Origin of the sequence: Halorussus halobius (genome assembly GCF_004765805.1) — an archaeon.
In the GTDB taxonomy this organism is placed as follows: Archaea; Halobacteriota; Halobacteria; order Halobacteriales; family Haladaptataceae; genus Halorussus; species Halorussus halobius.
In genome coordinates this window covers 225,464-245,222 of sequence record NZ_SBIU01000005.1, presented here as the reverse complement: position 1 = coordinate 245,222, position 19,759 = coordinate 225,464, and the positions used below count along the sequence as shown (strand labels likewise).

Sequence of the window (19,759 nt, the reverse complement as noted above, 5' to 3'; positions counted from 1 at the left end):
GTCTCAGTCGTCCGCAGTCGCTTTCTCCGGGTCGTCGGTCGCGTTCGATTCGGTCTGCTCGTCGTCGGCCCACGCGAACAGCTCGCGGAGCTGTTCGCCGACCTCCTCGATTTCGTGGTCCTTCTCGGCGAGCCGGCGCTGGCGGTAGGCGGGTCGGCCGGCCCGATTCTCGGTTATCCACTCGCGGGCGAACTCGCCGTTCTGGACCTCCTCCAGCACCTGCTCCATGTTCTCGCGGGTCGACTCGTCGACTATCATCTCGCCGCGGGTCAGCCCGCCGTACTCGGCGGTGTACGACACCGAGTCCCACATCTCCGACAGCCCACCCTCGTACATCAGGTCGACGATGAGCTTCATCTCGTTCAGACACTCGAAGTAGGCCATCTCGGGGCTGTAGCCGGCGTCGACCAGCGTCTCGTAGCCCATCTTGATGAGTTCGGTGACGCCGCCACACAGGACGGCCTGCTCGCCGAACAGGTCGGTCTCGGTCTCCTCGCGGAACGTGGTCTCGACCACGCCCGCGCGGGTACAGCCCAGCGCCTTCGCGTAGGCCAGCGCCTCCTGCTTGGCCTCGCCCGAGGCGTTCCGGTAGACCGCCAGCAGGCCGGGCGTCCCCTCGTCGTTCTCGTAGTTTCGCCGGACGAGATGGCCCGGCGACTTGGGTGCTATCATGGTCACGTCCACCTCCTCGGGCGGCTCTATCTGGCCGTAGTGGACGTTGAACCCGTGGGCGAACTGGAGCGTGTCGCCCGCGTCGAGTTCGTCCTCGACCTGCTCGTACACCGTCGGCTGGACCGTGTCGGGCACGAGCATCGACACGACGTCGGCCTGTGCGGCGGCCTCGGTGGCGGTGGCGACCCGCAGGCCGTCGGCCCGCGCGGCGTCCCGGGAGGCCGAGTCCTCGCGCAGGCCCACCACCACGTCGACCCCGCTCTCGTCGAGGTTCTGGGCGTGAGCGTGGCCCTGACTGCCGTAGCCCAGGACCGCGACCGTCTTGTCGGTGATGTGCTCGCTGTTCGCGTCGTCGTCGTAGTAAACCGTGGTATCGAGTTCGTCTGTCATTGTCGTCCGTCGGGTGTCTCGTCCGCGTTCGTCTCGTCGGTCGATGCGTCGTCCGCGTTCGTCTCGTCGGCCGGCCGCTCGCCGGGCGTGGTGGGCGCGTCGCCCCGCGCCAGCGCGGTCTGACCGGTCCGGGCTATTTCGACGATGCCGAACCGCCCGAGCGCGTCGAGCGCGTCGTCTATCTCGGCCGGGTCGCCGGTGAGCTGCACCGTGACCGTCTCGGGTCCCGCGTGGAGGGTCTGACCGTCGTACATCCGCGTGACGGCGTGGACCTCGTCGGGCCGGTCGCCCCGGACCTTCACCACGACCAGTTCGGCCCGCACCGCGTCGTCGTCGAGTTCGCCCACCGAGACGACGTGGCGGAGCTTGGCGAGTTGCTTCTCGACCTGCTCGATGCCGGCGTCGGTCTCCTCGACGACCAGGGTGAGTCGGGCGTGACCGTCGACGGTCGTCGGCCCGACCGACAGGCTCTCGATGTTGAACTGCCGGCGGGCGAACAGCCCCGAAACCCGCGACAGGACGCCCGGCTCGTGGTCGACCAGCGCCGAAACCACGCCCGTCCGTGGCTCGCGCTCGGCCTCGGCGTCGGGGTCGACCCGGACGCCCTCGGCGTTGCGCCGGCCGTCTGGCTGGGGTCGCTGGTCGGGCGACGGGCCGGGCAGGCCGGCGTCGCGTCGGTCCGAACCCGCTGGCTCGCGCTCGGAACTCATAGCTGGTCCTCCGAGAGCGCGAACTCCCCGTTCGCTCCGCCCGAGGGCACCATCGGGTAGACGTTCTCCTCGGGGTCGACCCGGAAGTCGACGACCGAGGGGCCGTCGTACGCCAGCGCGCCAGCCACGGCGTCGGCCACCTCGTCGTCGCTCTCGACCGCGAACCCCTTCGCGCCGAACGCCTCGGCGAGCGTGTCGAACTCCGGGCACCAGCCGTACTCGGAGGCCGAGTGGCGGCCCTCGAAGAAGGCGTCCTGCCACTGGCGGACCATCCCGATGTACTCGTTGTTCAGCACCGCGACCGTGAGGTCGAGGTTCTCCCGCACCGCGACCGCGAGTTCCTGCATCGTCATCAAAAACGAGCCGTCGCCCTCGAAGCTGACGACCTCCCGGTCGGGAGCCGCCAGCTTCGCGCCGATGGCCGCCGGCAGGCCGTACCCCATCGCGCCCAGACCGTGCGAGGAGACCCACGTCCGGGGCTCGGTGAACGTCCAGTGTTGGACCGCCCACATCTGGTGCTGGCCCACGCCGGTCGTCACGACGGCGTCGTCGTCGGTGGCCTCGTCGAACGCCTCCACGACGAACTGCGGCTTCAGGGGCTCGTCGTCGGACGTGGCGTAGGTCATCGGATACTCGGCCTTCCACTCGCGGCACTGCTCGCGCCACGCGGCGTGGTCGTCGGCGTCGGCCAGCTCGGCGTCGAGTTGCGCCAGGACGGTGCCGGCGTCGCCGACCAGCCCCACGTCGGCCGCGACGTTCTTGCCGATTTCGGCGGGGTCGACGTCGACGTGGACGAGTTCGGCCTCGGGCGCGAACGTCTCGACGCCGCCGGTCAGCCGGTCGTCGAACCGGGTGCCGACCGCCAGCAGGGCGTCGCAGTGGGTGACCGCCATGTTGGCGTAGCCCGTGCCGTGCATTCCGACCATCTCCAGCGCGAGGTCCTCGTCCTCGGGGAACGCGCCGACTGCGGGCATCGAGGTGGCGACCGGGACGCCGTACTCGCGGGCGAACGCCCGGAGTTCGTCGCTGGCGTCGCCCTTCACGACGCCGCCACCCGCGAGTAGCAAGGGTTTGTTCGCGCGTTCGAGCGTGCGCGCGGCGGCCGCGACCGACTCGGCGTCGGCCTCGGGGCGGGGCTCGGGCACGTCGGGCGTCGGCTCCTCGGCGTCGGCCCGGGTCTCGCCCTGCGTCACGTCCTTGGGCAGGTCGACCAGCGTCGGGCCGGGGCGTCCGGCGGTCGCGCGGGCGAACGCCTCGCCCACGGTCGCGCCCACCTCGTCGGCCGACCGGGCGAAGTAGTTGGTCTTGGTGACGGGCGCAGTGACGCCGGTGGTGTCGGTCTCCTGAAACGCGTCGTCGCCCACGAAGTCGGTCGGCACCTGTCCGGTGAGCGCGACCAGCGGGTCCGAGTCCATGTCGGCGTCCGCGATGCCGGTCACGAGGTTGGTCGCGCCCGGCCCGGAGGTGGCCAGACAGACGCCGGGCGTGCCCGAGACGACGCCGTACGCGTCGGCGGCGTGGGCGGCGGACTGCTCGTGGGCCATCACGACGTGGCGCAGCTCCGAGTCGTACAGCGCGTCGTAGACGGGCATGATGGCCCCGCCCTGCACGCCGAACAGCGTCTCGGCCCCGGCGCGTTCGAGCGCTGCGACGACCGACTCCGCGCCGGTCGTCGCTTCGGCGTCCGCAGGAGGCGTCTCCGCCGGGTCGTCGGCGGTCGGGTCGGTCTCGGCGGTCGAGCGGGCGGCCTCGGGCGCGTCGAACGCCGGTCGCGCGCGCTCGCTCACGGTCGCTCACCTCGCGTCGGCCTCGCGGTCGCCTCGGCGGTGATGGGTCCCGAGACCGGGCGCGCGGTTATCGGGGCGGATGCGGAACGGTTCGCCGTGCGCGGCGCGGTCGCCCGAGCGCGGCGCGGTGCGGGATGCTGTGCAACTGGTCGTGTCGGCGTCGGTCGTGTGGGTTTCACTGGTGGTCGAGCGCGTGCTGAGACGTTCGGCAACGATGCGAACTGACGGTTCGGAGAAGTGGTGGTGTAGGGGGTCAGACCCCTACAATAATCAGCTCGCGCTCGACAGCCACACCGCTCCCGACGAGCGTGCCCGGAGTGGTGGTGGTGGTCTGTCGCATCCGTACTCGATTGCTTGGAACCCGTGGGGTCATAATACCCGCCCTGGTGGCAACGTTTGTGCGAACCGCCGAGCAGTGACACAGTCCGGACTGGTGAAACGTTCGACTGCCGCCCCGAGTCGGGGCGTCGGACCCGCTCCGACGCCGCCACGCGCCGCTGGTCGGGCGGGGCGAATCGGGCCGAGCGCATCAGGCGCTCGCCTCCGGTTCCTCGCGGGCCACGCCGGCCTCGCGGGCGAACCGTTCGAGGTCGCCGACAGTGACGCGGTTCTTCTCCGCGCCGTAATCCTTGACTCGGCGGGTGACCGTTCGTACCTCCTCGTCGGTCGGGTCGAACCCGCAGTCCTCCAGTCGCTTGCGGACCGAGTTGGTCCCCGTGTGCTTGCCCAGTACGAACTCCCGCTCGACGCCGACCATCTCGGGGGTCATCACGCCCGGCTCGAACGTGTCGGAGTTCTCGATGACGCCGGCGGCGTGGATGCCGCTCTCGTGGGCGAACGCGTTCTCGCCGGTGACCGGCTTGTTGGCCGGGACCGGCACGTCGCTGTACTCCTCGACCATCGCCGAGACGTCGGCGATTCCCGTGGTGTCGATGCCGGTGTCGACGCCGTAGACGGACTCGACGGTCATCACGACCTCCTCGTAGGCCGCGTTGCCCGCGCGCTCGCCGATGCCGTTGATCGACACCTGGGCCTGGTCGGCTCCCGACTCGAACCCGGCGACGGCGTTTGCCGCCGCCATGCCGAAGTCGTCGTGGGTGTGGACGTCGATTCGCGCGTCGGTGTGGTCGTCGACCAGCCCGACGAGGTCGCCGAACCGGCTGGGCGTGGCGACCCCGCAGGTGTCGGGGATGTTTATCCAGTCGACGCCGACCGCCGAGACCGCCTCGACGATCTCGGTGAGGTACGCCTCGTCGGTCCGAGTGGCGTCCATCGGCGAGAACATCGCGGTCGCGCCCGCCTCTTTCACGCGCTCGACGGCCGCGACCGACCGCTCGCGGACCTGCTCGCGGGTCGAGTGCATCGAGTCCTCGATCTGGACGTCGCTGGTCGAGGCGAACACGTGGACCATCTCGACGCCGGAGTCGAGCGCGGCCTCCACGTCCTCGTCGACCACGCGGGCCAGCCCGCAGGTGGTGGTCGAGGTGCTGCCGGCGATGTCGCTGACCGCCCGGAACTCCGCGTCGGAGTTGACCGGGAACCCCGCCTCGATGACGTGGGTGCCCATGTCGTCGAGGGCGGCAGCGAGGTCGCGCTTCTCGGCGTAGGAGAAGGACGTACGCGGTGCCTGTTCCCCATCCCGCAGGGTCGTGTCGAAGACCCGTGCAGCGTCGAATTCGCTGTTAGTGGCTAACGTGCCATCGAAGAACTCGACCCGCCCGGCTGGTACCGGACGAGTCCGTGTCGTTGTGGGACATCGTACTCGCTGGTGGGGCCACTCTCCTACTTAAGCCTACCGCTGCGACAGATTTCCGGCGACGTTGGACGTGTCAGTTACTGACGGATTAGGTGCGTAATCGCGAGCCATCAACGACCTACGTCGAGTGGGTACTCCTTAATCATCCTTAAACTCGTATCCCTTACAGGATTTTTTATTCGTGGTGGCGCGGCTTGGATTGGAGGTCGTCTGCCCGGAACAATCGGGCGCGCGAGAGAGCCGACCCGAACGCCGGCGCGCGCTGGCGGCTCGTGAACAAACCGCGCACGCTCGCGGTCATCGCCGTCCTCGCGGCAGGCAAACGCCCGTTGAGTTCGTTGCGGTGCCCAGCCGGACGACCGAGTAAGGGGTAGGGTTTTGTTCGGGGGGTGCGACCGGACGTACATGGGAAACGGCTTCGACCTCGACCTCCAGACGGTCGAGCAGGAGATCACCGACGAGGGCGACGGCGACGCTGACCGCCGAATCGTCCTCGGCGTCCTCGACGGCACGACCGACGAGCGCGAGTGGTTCGAGACGGTCGACGGCGGCGACGTCCTCGTCCTGGCGGTCGAGGGCGACCTGTCGGAACTGGCGGCCGACCTCGCCCAGTTGGTCAAAGAGCGCGGCGGCCAACTGGTCCACTTCCGGGAGTTCCTCGTCGTGACGCCCCCGGACGTGACGGTGGATTCGAGCCGGCTGTGATCCGGGTCGGGCCGGACCGAGCGAGCAGCCGGAAGGCGGCACCTCGCGCGGTCGGACCGCGCTACTCGTCGTACTCGCGCTTGAATCCCCGGAACTCGGTGCGGTGGGCCTCCTCGTCGCTCAGGATGGTGACCGCGAGGTCCTCGGTCACGGGGTCGTCGGCGTCGGTCGCCGCCGAGATGAGGTCGCGGTACGTCTGGATGGCGTCCTCCTCGGCGTCGAGCACGCCGTCGATGACCGACAGCACGTCGGTACTGTCCTCGGGCGGCTGGAGGCTCTCCTGTCGGGCCTCGAAGTCGTAGGAGGCCGGCGGGCGCTCGTCGAGTTGCTTGAGCCGCTGGCCGAGCTGTTCGGCGTGGCCCAGCTCCTCCTGGATGTCGGCTTCGAGGCTCTCCTTGACCTCCTCGGCGCTCACGCCGTCGAGGACGATGGAGTTGGTGAGGTAGTTCATCACGGTCTCGATCTCGTCCCCGTAGGCTTCCTTGAGCAGGCTGGTGACTTGTTCGCTCGTCATGCGTTCGTAACTACGGCCGGTGGCATCCTTATGGTTGTGGTCGCGGCGTCGTTGGGACCGGAGTCGGACGCTCTCGTGCGGTGAAATTACGGTGTTCGGTCGCGCGATGGACTAGCGGTATTCGGCGGCTCAGGTGTCGTTTCAGCGGTTCAAGCTAGCCTTCCGTTCCCACACATCTCCACACGGGGGACTGTCGGAGGAGCGAGCGACTACCGACGCCGCCGAGTACCCGCGCCGGCCCGCACCGCGACCGCGCAGCGAGACTCACACCTCCCCGACCTCGGCCAGCGCCTGAACGCGCTCGTCCGCCGCCGCCGCTACCGGGACCGGAGTTCGTCGAGTACCGCCAGCGTCCCCTCCGAGTACGACTGGTCGACCACCACGTCGGCCGCGTCTCTGGCCTTCGCGTCGGCGTTCGCCACGGCGTACGACTCGCCGGCCACGCCGAACGTCGACACGTCGTTCTCGGAGTCGCCGACCGCGACGAACGCCTCGGGCTCGCGGTCGAGCAGGCGCGCGACCGACTTCAGGCCGATGCCCTTCTCGACGCCGGGCGACTTGACGTGGTAGGCGTAACCGGTGTCGACCACCTCCAGCCCGTGTTCGGCCGCGAGCTCCTCCAGTTCGCCCAGCGGCCGGTCGCGGGCCACCGCGATCTCGGTCTCGCGCCACCGATTGACCGTGTCGGGCGCGGCCCACCCGAGGTCGTAGCCCTGCTCGGCCAGCGCCTCGGCGACCCGCCGGGGAGCCTCGCCGTCGCCGTTGACCGTCATCTCGCCGGCCGCGAGGACGACGCCGCCGTTCTCCGCGATGACGTACTCGGGAATCGCGAGGAAGTGACACAGCGCCACCGGGTACGGGAACGACTTGCCGGTCGCGACCACGACCGGCGCGTCCCACTCCGGGAGCACGTCGAAGAATCGCGGGTCGATGGAGTCGTCCGGCCGGGTCATCGTGCCGTCGATGTCGAGGACGAGCGGCGGAGCCATGCGTGGGCCTGCGCGGGCGACTCGTAAAAAGCGGTCGTTCGCGCTCGGCGAGGGGACGCGCTCAGGCCTCGTCGTCGCGCGCCCAGTCGCGCGAGCGCTCGACCGCCTCGGTCCAGCGGCCGTACTTGGCGTCGGCGCGGTCGGGGTCCATCTCCGGGACGAACTCGCGGTCGACCCGCCAGTTCGCGCGGAGTTCGTCGAGGTCGTCCCAGTAGCCCACCGCGAGGCCGGCGGCGTAGGCCGCCCCGAGCGCTGTGGTCTCGTCGACCTCGGGCCGGACGATGTCGAGGTCGAGCGCGTCGGCCTGCAACTGGCAGAGGAAGTCGTTCTCGACCGCGCCGCCGTCGACCTTGAGCCGCGCCGGCTCGATGCCCGAGTCGGCGACCATCGCCTCGACCACGTCCCGGGTCCGGTAGCCGATGGCTTCGAGCGTCGCGCGGACGACGTGTTCCCGGCGCGTGCCCCGCGTCAGCCCCAAAATAGTGCCGCGAGCGCGCTGGTCCCAGTGAGGCGCGCCCAGCCCCGCGAACGCCGGGACCACGTACACTCCGTCGGTCGAGTCGACGCTCCGGGCGAGGCGCTCGGTCTCGGCCGGGTTCTCGACCAGTCCCACGTCGGCCAGCCACTCGATGGCCGCGCCGGTGACGAAGATGGAGCCTTCGAGCGCGTACTTGGCCGGCTCGCCCGACCGCTGGAAGCCGACCGTGGTCAGCAGACCGTGGTCGCTGTCGACCGCCTCCTCGCCGGTGTTCAGCAGGACGAAACTCCCCGTACCGTAGGTGCTCTTGACCTCGCCCGGTTCGAAGCAGGTCTGACCGAACAGCGCGGCCTGCTGGTCGCCCAGCGCGGCCGCCACGGGCACCGCCGCGCCGAGAAAGCCCTCGGGGTCGGTAGTGCCGTAGAAGTCCTCGTCGCTTGAGGGTCGGACCTCGGGCAGGCAGGCCTCGGGGACGCCGAACTCCCCGAGCAACTCGTCGTCCCACGCGAGGTCGTGGACGTCGAACAGCATCGTTCGCGAGGCGTTCGTGACGTCCGTGACGTGCCGGCCGGTCAGTTTGTATATCAGCCACGAGTCGATGGTGCCGAACAGCACCTCGCCGTCGGCCGCGCGGTCCCGGAGGTCGGCGGGCCGGGCGCGCCGGGTCTTGATGGGCGCGGCGTTCTCCAGCAGCCACTCGACCTTCGTCGCCGAGAAGTAGGCGTCGGGCTGGAGCCCCGTCTTCGCCCGAATCTCGTCGGCCACGCCAGTCTCACGGAGCGCCTCGACCCGGTCGGTGGTCCGGCGGTCCTGCCAGACGATGGCGTCGTGGACCGGCTCGCCGGTCGCCCGGTCCCACAGCAACGTGGTCTCGCGCTGGTTGGTCACGCCGATGCCGGCCAGTCGGTCGGCCGCGACGCCGGCGTCCGCGAGCGCCGATTGCGTGACCGACTTGGCGTTCTCCCAGATTTCGACCGGGTCGTGTTCGACCCAGCCGGGTTCGGGGTAGCGTTGCTCGTGGGTCTCGTAGGCCTCGCCGACCACCGTGCCCGCGCGGTCGAACACCATGAACCGCGTACCGGTGGTCCCCTGATCCAGCGCGCCGACGTAGCGCTCGGTCATGCGTTGGCGTGTGTCGCCCGGGGTGATAACGCTACGGCTCCGGGAACCGGCAGTGGACGGACACGCCAGTCCGCTGGGACGACGCGCTCGAAGCCCTCGGCGCGCTCGCGGTCGCTGAACCGGCTGGACCGCCGATATCACGCTCGCTGGCTCGCGATTTCACCGCTCGTCAAACGCGTCGCGGTGTGCCCTCGCGAGCCGTTCGCCTTGCCCCTTCCCGAACTTTATGTTTCACCGAGCGAAGAGTTCGTGGCATGCCAGAGCCGCCCGAGACCGAGCGCAGGGAGGTCGTCGAGACGCTCCACGGCGAGGAGATTCGCGACCCGTACCGCTGGCTGGAAGCGGACGACGACGAGGTCCGCGAGTGGGTCGACGAGCAAAACGAGTACGCCGACCGCGTCATCGCCGGCGACGCCCGTGACGCGCTCGAACCCCGGATGGCCGCTCGCGCCGAGGTCGCCCAGCGGGGCGTCTTCGCGGCCCGCGAGGCGGGCTACTTCCAGTACGTCCGGGACGCGGGCGACGACCGCGCCAAACTCGTCTTTCGTCCGGACCCCGACGCCGACCCGACCGTCCTCGCCGACGCCAACGAGTGGGCCGACGGCGAGTCCCTCGACTGGTACTCGCCCTCGCCCGACGGGTCGCTCGTGGCCTACGGCGTCGGGGAGGACGGACAGGAGGACTACGACGTGACGGTCCTCGACGTCGAGTCCGGCGACGCGGTCGCGGTGGTCCGGGACTGTGGCCGGACCGACCCGTCGAATCTTGCGTGGACCGACGCGGGATTCTACTACGTCACCACGGGGTCGGCGACCGACGGCTCCCAACTCGACAAGGCGATTCGGTACCACGAACTCGACGACGCCGAGCGCGCGGTCGGGGACTCCGGGACCGACGATTCCGAACGACCCGCCGAGTCGCCGGCGGCCGACGACCCAGTACTGACCGACGACGTGGGCGAGCACGTCTGGCCCCAGCTCGTCGCCGTCGACGGGACGCTCGTCGCCGTCTTCAGCGAGGGGTGGCGCCACGCCGACGTGTTCCGGTGGGAACCGGACGAGGGAGCCGACGGCCCCGGCGACGGCGAACTCGTCCGACTCGTCGCGGACGTCGACTCGTCGTTCGTCGCGGTCGCGGGCGAGGACACCGTCTACCTGCTGACCGACCACGACGCACCTCGGTCGCGCGCGTTGGCCTGCGACCCGACCGCGAGCGCGGCCGACCCCGACGACCTGCGGGAAGTGATTCCCGAGCGGGAGGCCATCCTGACGGACCTCGTCCTCGCGGGCGACTCGCTCGTGGCCCACTACCAGCGCGACGCCCACTCGTCGCTGTCGGTGTACGGGACCGACGGCCAGCGCCGCCACGACGTCGCGTTGCCGGGCTACGCCGCCATCGGCCGCGAGGGGCTGGCGGGCAACCCCGACGCGCCCGAGTTCTTCTTCCGCGCCCAGTCGTTCGAGCGACCGCCGTGGGTGGCTCGCGGCGACGCGACCACCGGCGAGACCGAGGTGCTCGTCGAGCGCGACCCCGAGTCCGACCTCGACCTCGCGATCGAACAGCACTTTTTCGAGTCGGCCGACGGGACCGAGGTCCCGGCGTTCGTGGTCCACCGCGAGGGGCTGGACCGCGACGGCGACAACCCGGCGGTCCTCTACGGTTACGGCGGCTTCCGGCTGACCCAGACCCCGTCATACGACCGGTTCCGGACGCCGTTCCTCGAAGACGGCGGGGTCTACGTCCACGCCAACCTCCGGGGCGGCGCGGAGTACGGCGAGGAGTGGCACCGGGCGGGCACCCGCGAGGACAAGCAGAACGTCTTCGACGACTTCGTCGCGGTCGCGGAGGGCGTCATCGACGCGGGCTACACCCGGCCCGAGCGCCTCGCCCCGATGGGGCGGTCGAACGGCGGCCTGCTGGTCGGCGCGGCGGTCACCCAGCGCCCGGACCTGTTCGGCGCGGCCTCGTGTGGCGTCCCCCTGCTCGACATGCTCCGGTTCCACGAGTTCCTGCTGGGCGAGTCGTGGACCGTCGAGTACGGTCACCCCGACGACCCCGACGACTTCGCCGCCCTCCGGGCGTACTCGCCGTACCACAACGTCGCCGACCGCGAGTACCCCGCCGTCCTCTTCGAGACCGCCGAGGGCGACACCCGCGTCCACCCGTCCCACGCCCGGAAGATGACCGCCCGGATGCAAACCGAGGCGGAGGGCGGCCCCTTCCTGCTCCGGACCGAGACCGGGACGGGCCACGGCGTCGGGAAGCCCACGTCGATGCTCGTCGACGAGCACCTCGACCGATGGGCGTTCCTCTACGACCAACTCGACGTCCTCGACTAGGCGCGGTTCACGTCGCGGTCGCGTTCCCGGACTCGACCGCGCGCAGGTCGGTCGTCATCCGGACGTCCTCGGGCACCGCGTCGGCGACGTAGGCGGCCTCCCCGCCGCAGGTCGCGGGCGAGAGACACGCCTCCCGGCGGGGCGAGAGCGCGCGCACGGTGCCGTCGGCCCGGCGCACCGGCAGTTCGAGCCGATACGAGAACCCGCTACCGGCGCGGTTGCCGACGAACACTTCCAGGTCCACCTCGTCGTCGTCGCCGACCGCGACGGCGGCGTCCTCGCCGGTCGCGTTCACGCGCGGGCCGACGAGGCGGGCCGTCCCGTCCTCGACCCGCAACTCGACCGAGACGTTCTCCGGCGTGCCCTCGACGGCGTAGTAGGCCTGCCCGCCCGCCGCGGAGAGCCGGGCCGAGACCCCCTCGGCGCGGGCGGGGAGCGCGAGCGTGGCGTTCGCCGCGACCGCCTCGCCCTCCACGGTCCGGACGCGGTCGAGCGCGGCCGCGACCGACTCCCCGGTCGCGGGTGCCCACTCGCCCCGGTAGACGTACCGGTAGTGGGTCCGGTTCGGGAACGACGACACCACCTCGAACGTCGCCGGGTCGTCGTCGAGCGCGTACACCACCGCGCCGTCGTAGCCGGGGTCGTTGCGGAGGTGCTGGAACGGGTGGTTGAGCCAGTCGCCGTACGGCGTCGGCAACAACACCACGGCGTCCGAGAGAGCCCGGTCCGCGAACGGTTCGTAGGCGTCCCCGTAGGCGGCCGTGGTCTCGGCGTTCTCCGAGACCGTCGGCGCGAGCGCGCCCGCCGTCGCGCCTCCGAGGACGAGCACTCCCGCGAGCGCGAGGGCGACCGGGACCGCACGCGACCGGTCGCCCCCGTGAGGTCGCGCGAGCCGGCCGGCCCACGCGCGCACGCGGTCGAACCCGGTGACGGTGGCGCTGGCGGCGAACGCCGCCGTCGGGACCAGCAGGTCGAAGTGGTAGTACGGCCCGAGCGCGGCGATGAGGCCGTCGCCGGGCGCGGTCAGGTCCCCGAGGATGTTGAAGTTGCCCCAGAAGTAGACGTTGCCGACGACGACCGACGCGAACAGCCCCGCGAGGACGGCCCGAGCCTGCGCGTCGGTGAACGACCGCGACCACTCGCGAGGTCGGAGCCGCGCCCGCCCGAGGAAGCCGGCGACGCCGGCGGCCGCGAGCAGGGTGCCGACCGGGCCGCCGATTACCCAGTCGGTGAACAGCGCCCGGACCACTCGCGCGTTGGCTCGGAGCGCGAGTGCCGGGGTGTAGTCCTCCTCGTGACCCAGTATCTCCCGATAGCCGAAGCCGAGGCCGTCGTGTGGCGCGAACGCCTCGTAGGGGAACGTCCACGGCGACCCGGTCACGGCGGCGTTGTACGCCAGCGCGACCCCGACGCCCGCGAGCCCGCCGAGCGCGGTCAGCGACAGCCGGCTCGCGCGCGGACGCGAGAAGCCGACGCCCAGCGAGTACAGTGCGTGAGCGATGAACGGCGTCGCGAACAGGACCGACGTGTAGGGCCGCGAGAAGAACGCGACGCCCACCGCGAGGCCCGCCAGCAGGGCGTAGCCGTAGCTCGTTCGGGCCGAATCGTCGGCCGACGATTCGGCCCGCGCGGCCCGAACGTACGCCACCGCGAACAGCAGGTTCCAGAACGTCGTGGGCGCGTACGGCAGGAACACCGACGAGTCCACGACGAACAGGGGCGAGGCCAGCAGGAACGCCCCCGCGAGCAGTCCGGTCCGGCGGTCGAACGCCTCGGTCGCGAGCATCGTCATCAGCGCCACGTTGCCCGCCGCGAGTAGCGCGAGCGTGATTCGGGGTTCGCCCAGCAGTTGCCCGACGGCGAACATCGCGGCCGGGACCGGCGCGTACTTGGGATACAGCCCCGCGCCGTCCGCGACGAAGAACCACGGTCGGAACGCCTCGGCCACCGGCGGGAACAGCCGGAACTGGCCGTCGAGCAGCAGCTTGGCCTGCTGGAGGTAGACGCCCTCGTCGTGATTTATCGAGTGGTAGGGAAAGAGTTCGGTGGCGACGACGAACACCGTCGCGGCCGCGAGCCCGGCGAGTCCGGCCGCGAGCAGGCGAAATCGTCGTCGGTTCATCGCCGTCGCGAGTCCGTGCCGCCGTCGGAGGCCACCTCGTCGGGGTCGGACGCCATCCCCTCGGGGTCGGCCGCCTCGCCGGTCGCCTCCGAGAGCGACCCCGACACCCGGCTGTCGAGCGCGCCGCCGCCCTCGCGGGGCGGGTACCACGCCAGCGTGTGGTCGGCGTCGAGCTCCACCCGGACCGGCTTGCCGATGTCGAGCTCCTCGACGTGGTTGTGCTGGCAGTGGACCACGTCGCCGTTGTCGAGTTCGACCCGGTAGACGAACGAGGGACCGGTGTACTGGCGGTGGATGATGTGGCCGTCGGCCGCCGACTCGTCGACCACCACGGCTTCGAGGTCGTCGGGCCGGACCAGCACGTCGAGGTCGGTGCCGGCGTACTCGCCGCTCAGCCCGTTGAGCCGCTGGGGCGCGAACGTGCCGATGGGCGTGACCACCGCGTCGTCCTCGAACCACGCCGAGAGGAAGCCCGCCTGTCCGAGGAACGACGCCACGAACCGCGACTCGGGGTGCTCGAAGACGGTCTCTGGCGTGCCCACCTGCTCGATTCGGCCGTCGTGCATCACGGCCACGCGGTCGGAGATAGACAGCGCCTCCTCCTGGTCGTGGGTGACCGAAACCGCGCTGACGCCCGCCCGCTTGAGAATCCGGCGGACCTCCTCGCGCATCTCGACCCGCAGGCGCACGTCGAGGTTCGAGAACGGTTCGTCGAGCAATAGGATGTCGGGTTCGGGCGCGAGCGACCGCGCGAGCGCGACCCGCTGTTGCTGGCCGCCCGACAGTTCGCCCGGCCTGGCGTCCCGGTGGCCCGACAGGTCCACGAGGTCGAGCAGTTCGTCGACGCGGGCGTCGGTCGCCTCCTCGTCGGCGTCAGTCAGCCCGAACGCGACGTTCTCGGCCACCGTGAGGTGGGGGAACAGCGCGAAGTCCTGAAAGACCAGCCCCACGTCGCGGTCCTCGGGTTCGACGTGGCGCGAGTCGTCGGCGACCGGTTCGCCGCCGAGGCGCACCCCGCCCGCGTCGGGGCGTTCGAGGCCCGCCATCATCCGGAGCGTGGTGGTCTTGCCACAGCCCGAGGGGCCGAGCAGGGTGAGGAGTTCGCCCTCCCGGACCGACAGCGACAGGGAGTCGACGGCGGTCTCGGCGGCGTACTCCTTGACAACGCCGTCGAGTTCCAGCACGGTTTCGGCGTCGTCGAACTCGTCGTCCTCGCCGGCGGTCCCCGTCGGGTCGTAGGTCGCCCCCGTCGAGTCGGGATTGGTTCGTTCCATGGTGTGGTCGTCGGCCTGTTCGGGTCGGGCCGCGTCGTTACTCATCGCTTCGAGCCTCCTGTGTAATCAGGCTTCCGTCCTGCTTGAGCAGTATCACCATCGAGAGCGCCGAGACGCCCACGAGCATCAGCGCGGGCACGGCGGCCTGCCCGTAGTAGCCCGCCTCCTGGACGCTCCAGATGTAGGTCACCAGCGTCTCGAACCCGGTCGGGCGCAACAGCAGTGTCGCGGGCAACTCCTTCATCGCGGTCAGGAACACCAGCGCCGCGCCGGCGATCACGCCCGGCGCGATGAGCGGCAGGGTCACCTTCCGGAACGCCGCGCCCGGCGTGCGGCCGAGCGTCCGTGCGGCCTCGGTGAGTTTGGCGTCGACCTGTAGCACCGACGACCGGGTGGTGCCGACCGCCTGCGGGAGGAACCGGACCACGTACGCGAACACCAGCAGCGGGACGGTCTGGTAGACGGCGGGCGCGTACGACGACCCGAAGTACACCAGCGCGATGCCGAGCACGATGCCGGGGGTGGCGTAGCCGACGTAGGTCGCGCGGTCTAGCAGCGCGGTGACCACCGACCGATACCGCGCGGCGAGGTACGCCACCGGCACCGCCGCGAGGGTGGCGACCGCCGCCGCCAGCAGCGAGACGTACGTGGAGTTCCAGCCGTACGCCCACTCGAACGCGAAGCCGCCGCCCGCGTAGCCCGGCCCGCTCCGGGTGAGCCACATGAACAGCACCCCGACCGGCACCACCAGCGCGAGCGTGACCACGGTCGCGCAGAACAACAGCGCCGGTAGCTTCCACGCGCCCAGCGGGGTGCGGGTCGTGCGCCCGCCCCCGCCGGCGTAGCTCTCGCTGTCGCCGTCGCCGATGCGGGACTCGAGCGCGACGATGACGGCCGTCACCGCGAGCAGTTCGAGCGACAGCAGCGCGGCGGTGTCCCGACCGAAGGTGTTGAACTCGACGTAGATGGCCTGCGTGAACACGTTGAACCGCATGATGTTGGGCGTCCCGAAGTCCGAGAGGGTGTAGAGCGCGACGAGCAAGGCTCCGGCCGCGATGCCCGGCGCGATCTGGGGCAGGGTCACCCGCTTGAACGCGGCCCACCGCGAGTGGTTGAGGGTCCGGGCGGCCTCCACGAGCCGGCCGTCGAACGACAGCAGCGACGCCCGGGTGGTCAGGAACACGTACGGGTAGACGAACAGCGTCAGCACGAGCGCGGCCCCCTGAAAGCCGTAGATGGTGGGAATCGACTCGATGCCGAATCCGGCGAGCGCGTCGGCCAGCGTGCCGCGCGGCCCGAACGCCGAGACGAACGCGAACGCGCCGATGTAGCTGGGCACCACCAGCGGGAGCGCGAGCGCGACCGTCCAGAACCGGCGGAAGGGGAGGTCGGTCTCGACCGTGAGCACCGCCAGCGGAACGCCGAGGAGGACCGAGGCCACGGTGACGGCCGTCACGAGCGCGACGCTGTTGACCAGGATGTCGACCGTCGACGACCGGGCGAGCAGCCGCACCGACGACTCGACGCCGACGTCGGCCGCGCGGAGAAATATCCACAGCAGCGGCGAGAGGACCGCGACCGCGATGCCCGCGCTGAGCAGCGTCAGCCCGACGGGCAGCGAGTCGCCGTCCTCCGCGACGCCGACGCCGGCGCGCGCGACGTAGTCTTCGAGTCGGTCGAGTACGGTCATAGTCGGTCGAGTCCCGTCATTCGGTTATCTCGTCGAGGTCGCTCACGTCGCTTCGGGTCGGATGGGCCGGCTCAGAGCACGCCGACCTCGCGCATCAGCCGGAGCGTGGGTTCGAGGTTCGACAGCTCCGAGAGGTCGAGGTCCGGGGGGCTGAGTTCGTCGATTGGGGGTAGGCCCCCGACCGGCGGTACGCCGGGTATCATCGGGTACGCGTAGGTAGTCGTTGCGAAAAACTCCTGCGCTTCGACCGTGAGCAGATGGCGAACGAAGTTGGTAGCCAGGTCCTGCTTGTCCGACCCGTCCAACACCTGCGCGCCGCTGACGTTGACCAGCGAGGCTGCGTCGTTCCGGGTGAACGCGAGGTCTATCGGCGCGTTGGGTCGCGAGGCCTTCACCCGGAGCACGTAGTAGTGGTTGGCGAACCCGGCGGCGATCTCGCCGTCCGCGACCGCGTTCGAGGTGAGGAACTCGTTCGAGTACTCGCTCACGCCGTGGTCGAGCATCCCCCGGAGCCACTGGCGAGTGGTCTCCTCGCCCTGGGAGACCCGCATCGCGGTCACGAACGACTGGAACGCGCTGTAGGTGGGTCCCCAACCCATCGCGTCTTCGAGCGCGTCGGTCTCGGGGAACTCCGCGACCTTGTTCGGGATGTCGTCGGCCGAGAGCTCGTTCGTGTTGTACGGAATCGCCCGGGCGCGGCCCGCGACGCCGACCCACTGGCCGCCGGGGTGGAACGTGTCCGGGACGGGGTCTAACACGTCCGAAGGGAGGTCGGCCGCGACGCCCTGCTCGGCCACGTAACCCAGCGACCCCGCGTCGACCGCCCAGAACACGTCGGCCGGGCTGGACCCGCCCCGGGACTCCTCGACGATGGTGTTCGAGAGCTGGGCGCTGGGCGCGGACCGCAGTTTCGGGTCGAAGTCGGGGTAGACGTCCCGGAAGCGGTCGAGCAGGTCGGTGTAGAGCCCGCCCTCGCCGCCGCCGAGGTATATCTGCAAGTTCCCCGACAGCTCCGGGAGGTCCTCGATTCGCGTCCCCGACAGGTCCGGTCGACCGTCCGCGTACGGCCCGGACCCCTGGAACGAGTCCACCCCGCCTTCGCCCGCCTCGGTCGTCCCGCTCGCGGTGGTCGTTCCACTCGCGTTCGTGGTCGCGCCAGCGCCGGTCGTCCCGCTCGCGGTGGTCGTCCCCTGTTCGTCCGAACCGGCAGTACACCCGGCGAGTGCGGTCGCCGTCGCCGCGCCCAGCGCCAGAAATCGACGCCGGCTCGACTGGTTGGAATCAGACATCGCTTATTAGATTAGGCCAGCCTAAAACTCTTATAACTACTGGTTTTCGCCCGCGGGACGCGGGGGGTGGCGTCGTCAGTCGTCGGCCGCGGCGGGCGTGGTCCGGACCGGACGGAGTTCGTCGAGCGCCGCCAGCCAGTCGAGCATGTACTCGCCCACGTAGTTGAAGAACGCGCCGTTCTCGTACTCCTCGAAGTCGCCCTCGGCGAGTTCGGTCCCCATCGCCTCGAAGACTGCGGCGAAGGCGTCGGCGTCGCTCGTGGCCCCATCGCGGTCCGTCGAGCCACGGGCCTCGCTACCGACGCCGTCGACGACCTCCCAGAGGTGCTCGTTGAGTTCGAGGCCGGGCACCTCGTTGGTGAGGTCGCCGAACGTCGAGCGCGGGGCCTTGTTGTGTTCACAGAGGGGCCCGCCGTTGTAGATGGTCTTGTCCAGCACGTCACAGGCGCGCTTGAGGAACACCCCCGACCAGATGTCGTCGAACCGGCCCACGTCCCAGCGGTTGTCGTCCATCGGAAGCTGGTAGAACGCGGGGACGACCTCGCGGCGGAACGCGAGGTTCATCGAGCAGACCGTCAGATAGTTGCCCTCGGCCGCCACGAAGTCGCCGTCGTAGTCGTCGGCGCTCGTCCGGGTCTGGGCCTGCCCCTGCAGGTCGCCGTCCATCAGGATGCGGACCGCGTCGAGGTCGGGCACGTTGGTCCACAGCCCCTGGGAGGCCACTACGTCCGAGACGTGCGCAGTGTCGGTCTCGACGGTCTCGTCCATCGCGGAGTAGGGGTAGCCTCGGGGGTAGAGCCCGTGTTCGTCGGCGTTCTGGTAGAGGACGTTGACCCAGTTCTCGTCGGAGGCGACCCGCTCTATCTCGCCCGCAAAGCCGAGGTTGGCCATGTGGCGGCCGAAGAAGTCGTACTCGTCGTGGGGCAGGGTGTCGTCGTCGATGAAGAAGCCGTACTCGAAGTCGTTGGCCCACAGGTACAGCAGGCCGAAACTGGTCTCGGCGTGGCTGGCGGCGGGCACGAGGTGGTCGTACTCGGCGATGCCGTGCTCGTCGTACCACCGCTCGCGCCGGGACCCGTCGAACACCTCGCCCGAGACGCCCTCCTCGTCGAGCATCGCGCGCATCTCGTCGGTGTCACAGAAGTCCTCGGTCACCAGCACGACGTGGAGGCGGTCGAGGTCGAAGCCGTGGTCGCGGGCGTTCTCGAAGTAGGCCCGCATGCACTCGTACTCCCGAATCGTCGGGACCACGACGCAGATGTCCGGTGTGTGGCTCATTCGTTACCCCAGAGTGATTTAGGCAGGCCTAAAAAGGTGACTATCCGCGCCGGGAGTTCGGCGTTCCTAACGGGACACCTGCTCCGCACCCCGGTCGAACACGTCCGAAATCGGACCCAAGCACCCGGACGCCCAACCGTCGACCATGGGCGGAACCGACCTGAAACGCCGGACCGGAATCGTCGTCCTCGTCGTCGCGAGCGTCCTGCTGTTCGGCCCGGTCGCGCTCGGCCTGCCCCCCGAGCGGGTCGTCGGCGCGTTCGCGGTGCTGGGGCTGGCGGCCGGCGCGTACCTCGTCGGCACCGCCGAGGACGGCCGGCCGGTCGAAGCCGCGTTGGGTGCGCATCGCATCGGCGCGGCAACCGGAGCTAAGGGGTTCGGCGTCGTGGTCCGGACCATGGACGACGAGACGCAACTCCGGGGCGGAATCGCACTGCTCGTCGTCGGAGCGGTCGTGCTGTTCTCGCCGCTGGTGATGGAACTTCGGTACACGCTGCTCCTGCTCGCGGCGGCAGTGCTGGTGCTGGCGGGCGGTGCGTTGCTCGTCGGACTGTCGCGTCGCGGGCGGGCGGTCTGACGAGCGGGCACCGAACGCTGGCCGGAGCGCAGACTCGACCGTCTTGGCGACGCCGAAAATCGAGAAC

14 protein-coding genes and 1 pseudogene are annotated in these 19,759 nt (G+C 70.3%); 3 read left to right on the top strand and 12 right to left on the bottom strand.

Translation table 11 applies throughout. From position 1 onward, the window contains the following. Positions 1 to 3 precede the first annotated feature (3 nt). The 4 genes and pseudogenes from ilvC to EPL03_RS15470 form a co-directional block, all read right to left on the bottom strand. Entirely contained in the window at positions 4 to 1,062 is a 1,059-nt protein-coding gene (ilvC, locus tag EPL03_RS15485; RefSeq protein ID WP_135830237.1) for a ketol-acid reductoisomerase, read from the bottom strand. Further along, positions 1,059 to 1,772: an acetolactate synthase small subunit gene (gene ilvN, locus EPL03_RS15480; protein WP_135830236.1), complete on the bottom strand. Its 714-nt coding sequence runs from the start codon at positions 1,770 to 1,772 to the stop codon at positions 1,059 to 1,061. Before ilvN ends, ilvC begins: the two co-directional genes overlap by 4 nt. After that, positions 1,769 to 3,559, bottom strand: a complete 1,791-nt coding sequence (ilvB, locus tag EPL03_RS15475) for a biosynthetic-type acetolactate synthase large subunit (protein WP_135830235.1) — start codon at positions 3,557 to 3,559, stop codon at positions 1,769 to 1,771. The genes ilvN and ilvB overlap by 4 nt, the downstream gene beginning before the upstream one ends. A gap of 529 nt (positions 3,560 to 4,088) precedes the next feature. Beyond that, positions 4,089 to 5,318: pseudogene (locus EPL03_RS15470) on the bottom strand (LeuA family protein); the annotation flags it as partial. Between the two features lie 402 nt (positions 5,319 to 5,720). Here EPL03_RS15470 and EPL03_RS15465 point away from each other — a divergent pair. Beyond that, positions 5,721 to 6,020, top strand: a complete 300-nt coding sequence (locus EPL03_RS15465; RefSeq protein ID WP_135830233.1) for a DUF5779 family protein — start codon at positions 5,721 to 5,723, stop codon at positions 6,018 to 6,020. 61 nt (positions 6,021 to 6,081) lie between these two features. Here EPL03_RS15465 and EPL03_RS15460 read toward each other — a convergent pair whose 3' ends face one another. The 3 genes from EPL03_RS15460 to glpK all read right to left on the bottom strand — a co-directional run bounded on the left by EPL03_RS15460 (position 6,082) and on the right by glpK (position 9,123). Further along, positions 6,082 to 6,534, bottom strand: a complete 453-nt coding sequence (locus EPL03_RS15460; protein WP_135830232.1) for a ferritin-like domain-containing protein — start codon at positions 6,532 to 6,534, stop codon at positions 6,082 to 6,084. Between the two features lie 317 nt (positions 6,535 to 6,851). Continuing rightward, complete coding sequence (locus EPL03_RS15455) at positions 6,852 to 7,523, bottom strand: HAD-IIB family hydrolase (protein ID WP_135830231.1); 672 nt, start codon at positions 7,521 to 7,523, stop codon at positions 6,852 to 6,854. A 61-nt stretch (positions 7,524 to 7,584) separates the two neighbouring features. Then, positions 7,585 to 9,123 (bottom strand): glycerol kinase GlpK, encoded by a 1,539-nt coding sequence (gene glpK, locus EPL03_RS15450; protein ID WP_135830230.1) that lies wholly within the window; start codon positions 9,121 to 9,123, stop codon positions 7,585 to 7,587. A 254-nt stretch (positions 9,124 to 9,377) separates the two neighbouring features. Here glpK and EPL03_RS15445 point away from each other — a divergent pair, with 254 nt between their 5' ends. Continuing rightward, complete coding sequence (locus EPL03_RS15445) at positions 9,378 to 11,462, top strand: prolyl oligopeptidase family serine peptidase (protein WP_135830229.1); 2,085 nt, start codon at positions 9,378 to 9,380, stop codon at positions 11,460 to 11,462. 7 nt (positions 11,463 to 11,469) lie between these two features. On the opposite strand, the gene EPL03_RS15440 is transcribed toward EPL03_RS15445, so the two are convergent. The 5 genes from EPL03_RS15440 to EPL03_RS15420 all read right to left on the bottom strand — a co-directional run bounded on the left by EPL03_RS15440 (position 11,470) and on the right by EPL03_RS15420 (position 19,115). Beyond that, on the bottom strand, positions 11,470 to 13,584 hold the full coding sequence (locus tag EPL03_RS15440; protein WP_135830228.1) for a DUF7846 domain-containing protein: 2,115 nt from the start codon (positions 13,582 to 13,584) through the stop codon (positions 11,470 to 11,472). Then, positions 13,581 to 14,858: an ABC transporter ATP-binding protein gene (locus tag EPL03_RS15435; RefSeq protein WP_394346952.1), complete on the bottom strand. Its 1,278-nt coding sequence runs from the start codon at positions 14,856 to 14,858 to the stop codon at positions 13,581 to 13,583. Before EPL03_RS15435 ends, EPL03_RS15440 begins: the two co-directional genes overlap by 4 nt. A 37-nt stretch (positions 14,859 to 14,895) precedes the next feature. Next, the gene (locus EPL03_RS15430; protein ID WP_135830226.1) at positions 14,896 to 16,548 is read right to left on the bottom strand and encodes an ABC transporter permease; all 1,653 of its coding nucleotides are present in this window, start codon (positions 16,546 to 16,548) and stop codon (positions 14,896 to 14,898) included. 71 nt (positions 16,549 to 16,619) lie between these two features. Next, positions 16,620 to 17,837, bottom strand: a complete 1,218-nt coding sequence (locus tag EPL03_RS15425; RefSeq protein ID WP_135830225.1) for an extracellular solute-binding protein — start codon at positions 17,835 to 17,837, stop codon at positions 16,620 to 16,622. A gap of 75 nt (positions 17,838 to 17,912) precedes the next feature. Next, a complete protein-coding gene (locus EPL03_RS15420) occupies positions 17,913 to 19,115 on the bottom strand; it encodes an alpha-1 4-glucan-protein synthase (protein WP_135830224.1) in 1,203 nt (400 codons plus the stop codon). 145 nt (positions 19,116 to 19,260) lie between these two features. Between EPL03_RS15420 and EPL03_RS20510 the strand changes: the two genes are divergently transcribed. Beyond that, the gene (locus EPL03_RS20510) at positions 19,261 to 19,692 is read left to right on the top strand and encodes a hypothetical protein (RefSeq protein WP_244605284.1); all 432 of its coding nucleotides are present in this window, start codon (positions 19,261 to 19,263) and stop codon (positions 19,690 to 19,692) included. Positions 19,693 to 19,759 lie beyond the last annotated feature (67 nt).

What these genes read in the sequence shown, in the direction of transcription:
- EPL03_RS15440 (WP_135830228.1), bottom strand. Translation starts at nt 13,584, where the DNA reads ATGAACCGACGACGATTTCGCCTGCTCGCGGCCGGACTCGCCGGGCTC.
- EPL03_RS15430 (WP_135830226.1), bottom strand. Translation starts at nt 16,548, where the DNA reads ATGACCGTACTCGACCGACTCGAAGACTACGTCGCGCGCGCCGGCGTC.
- EPL03_RS15445 (WP_135830229.1), top strand. Translation starts at nt 9,378, where the DNA reads ATGCCAGAGCCGCCCGAGACCGAGCGCAGGGAGGTCGTCGAGACGCTC.
- ilvC (WP_135830237.1), bottom strand. Translation starts at nt 1,062, where the DNA reads ATGACAGACGAACTCGATACCACGGTTTACTACGACGACGACGCGAAC.
- EPL03_RS15435 (WP_394346952.1), bottom strand. Translation starts at nt 14,858, where the DNA reads ATGGAACGAACCAATCCCGACTCGACGGGGGCGACCTACGACCCGACG.
- EPL03_RS15455 (WP_135830231.1), bottom strand. Translation starts at nt 7,523, where the DNA reads ATGGCTCCGCCGCTCGTCCTCGACATCGACGGCACGATGACCCGGCCG.
- EPL03_RS15425 (WP_135830225.1), bottom strand. Translation starts at nt 17,837, where the DNA reads ATGTCTGATTCCAACCAGTCGAGCCGGCGTCGATTTCTGGCGCTGGGC.
- EPL03_RS15460 (WP_135830232.1), bottom strand. Translation starts at nt 6,534, where the DNA reads ATGACGAGCGAACAAGTCACCAGCCTGCTCAAGGAAGCCTACGGGGAC.
- EPL03_RS20510 (WP_244605284.1), top strand. Translation starts at nt 19,261, where the DNA reads ATGGGCGGAACCGACCTGAAACGCCGGACCGGAATCGTCGTCCTCGTC.
- EPL03_RS15465 (WP_135830233.1), top strand. Translation starts at nt 5,721, where the DNA reads ATGGGAAACGGCTTCGACCTCGACCTCCAGACGGTCGAGCAGGAGATC.
- glpK (WP_135830230.1), bottom strand. Translation starts at nt 9,123, where the DNA reads ATGACCGAGCGCTACGTCGGCGCGCTGGATCAGGGGACCACCGGTACG.
- ilvN (WP_135830236.1), bottom strand. Translation starts at nt 1,772, where the DNA reads ATGAGTTCCGAGCGCGAGCCAGCGGGTTCGGACCGACGCGACGCCGGC.
- EPL03_RS15420 (WP_135830224.1), bottom strand. Translation starts at nt 19,115, where the DNA reads ATGAGCCACACACCGGACATCTGCGTCGTGGTCCCGACGATTCGGGAG.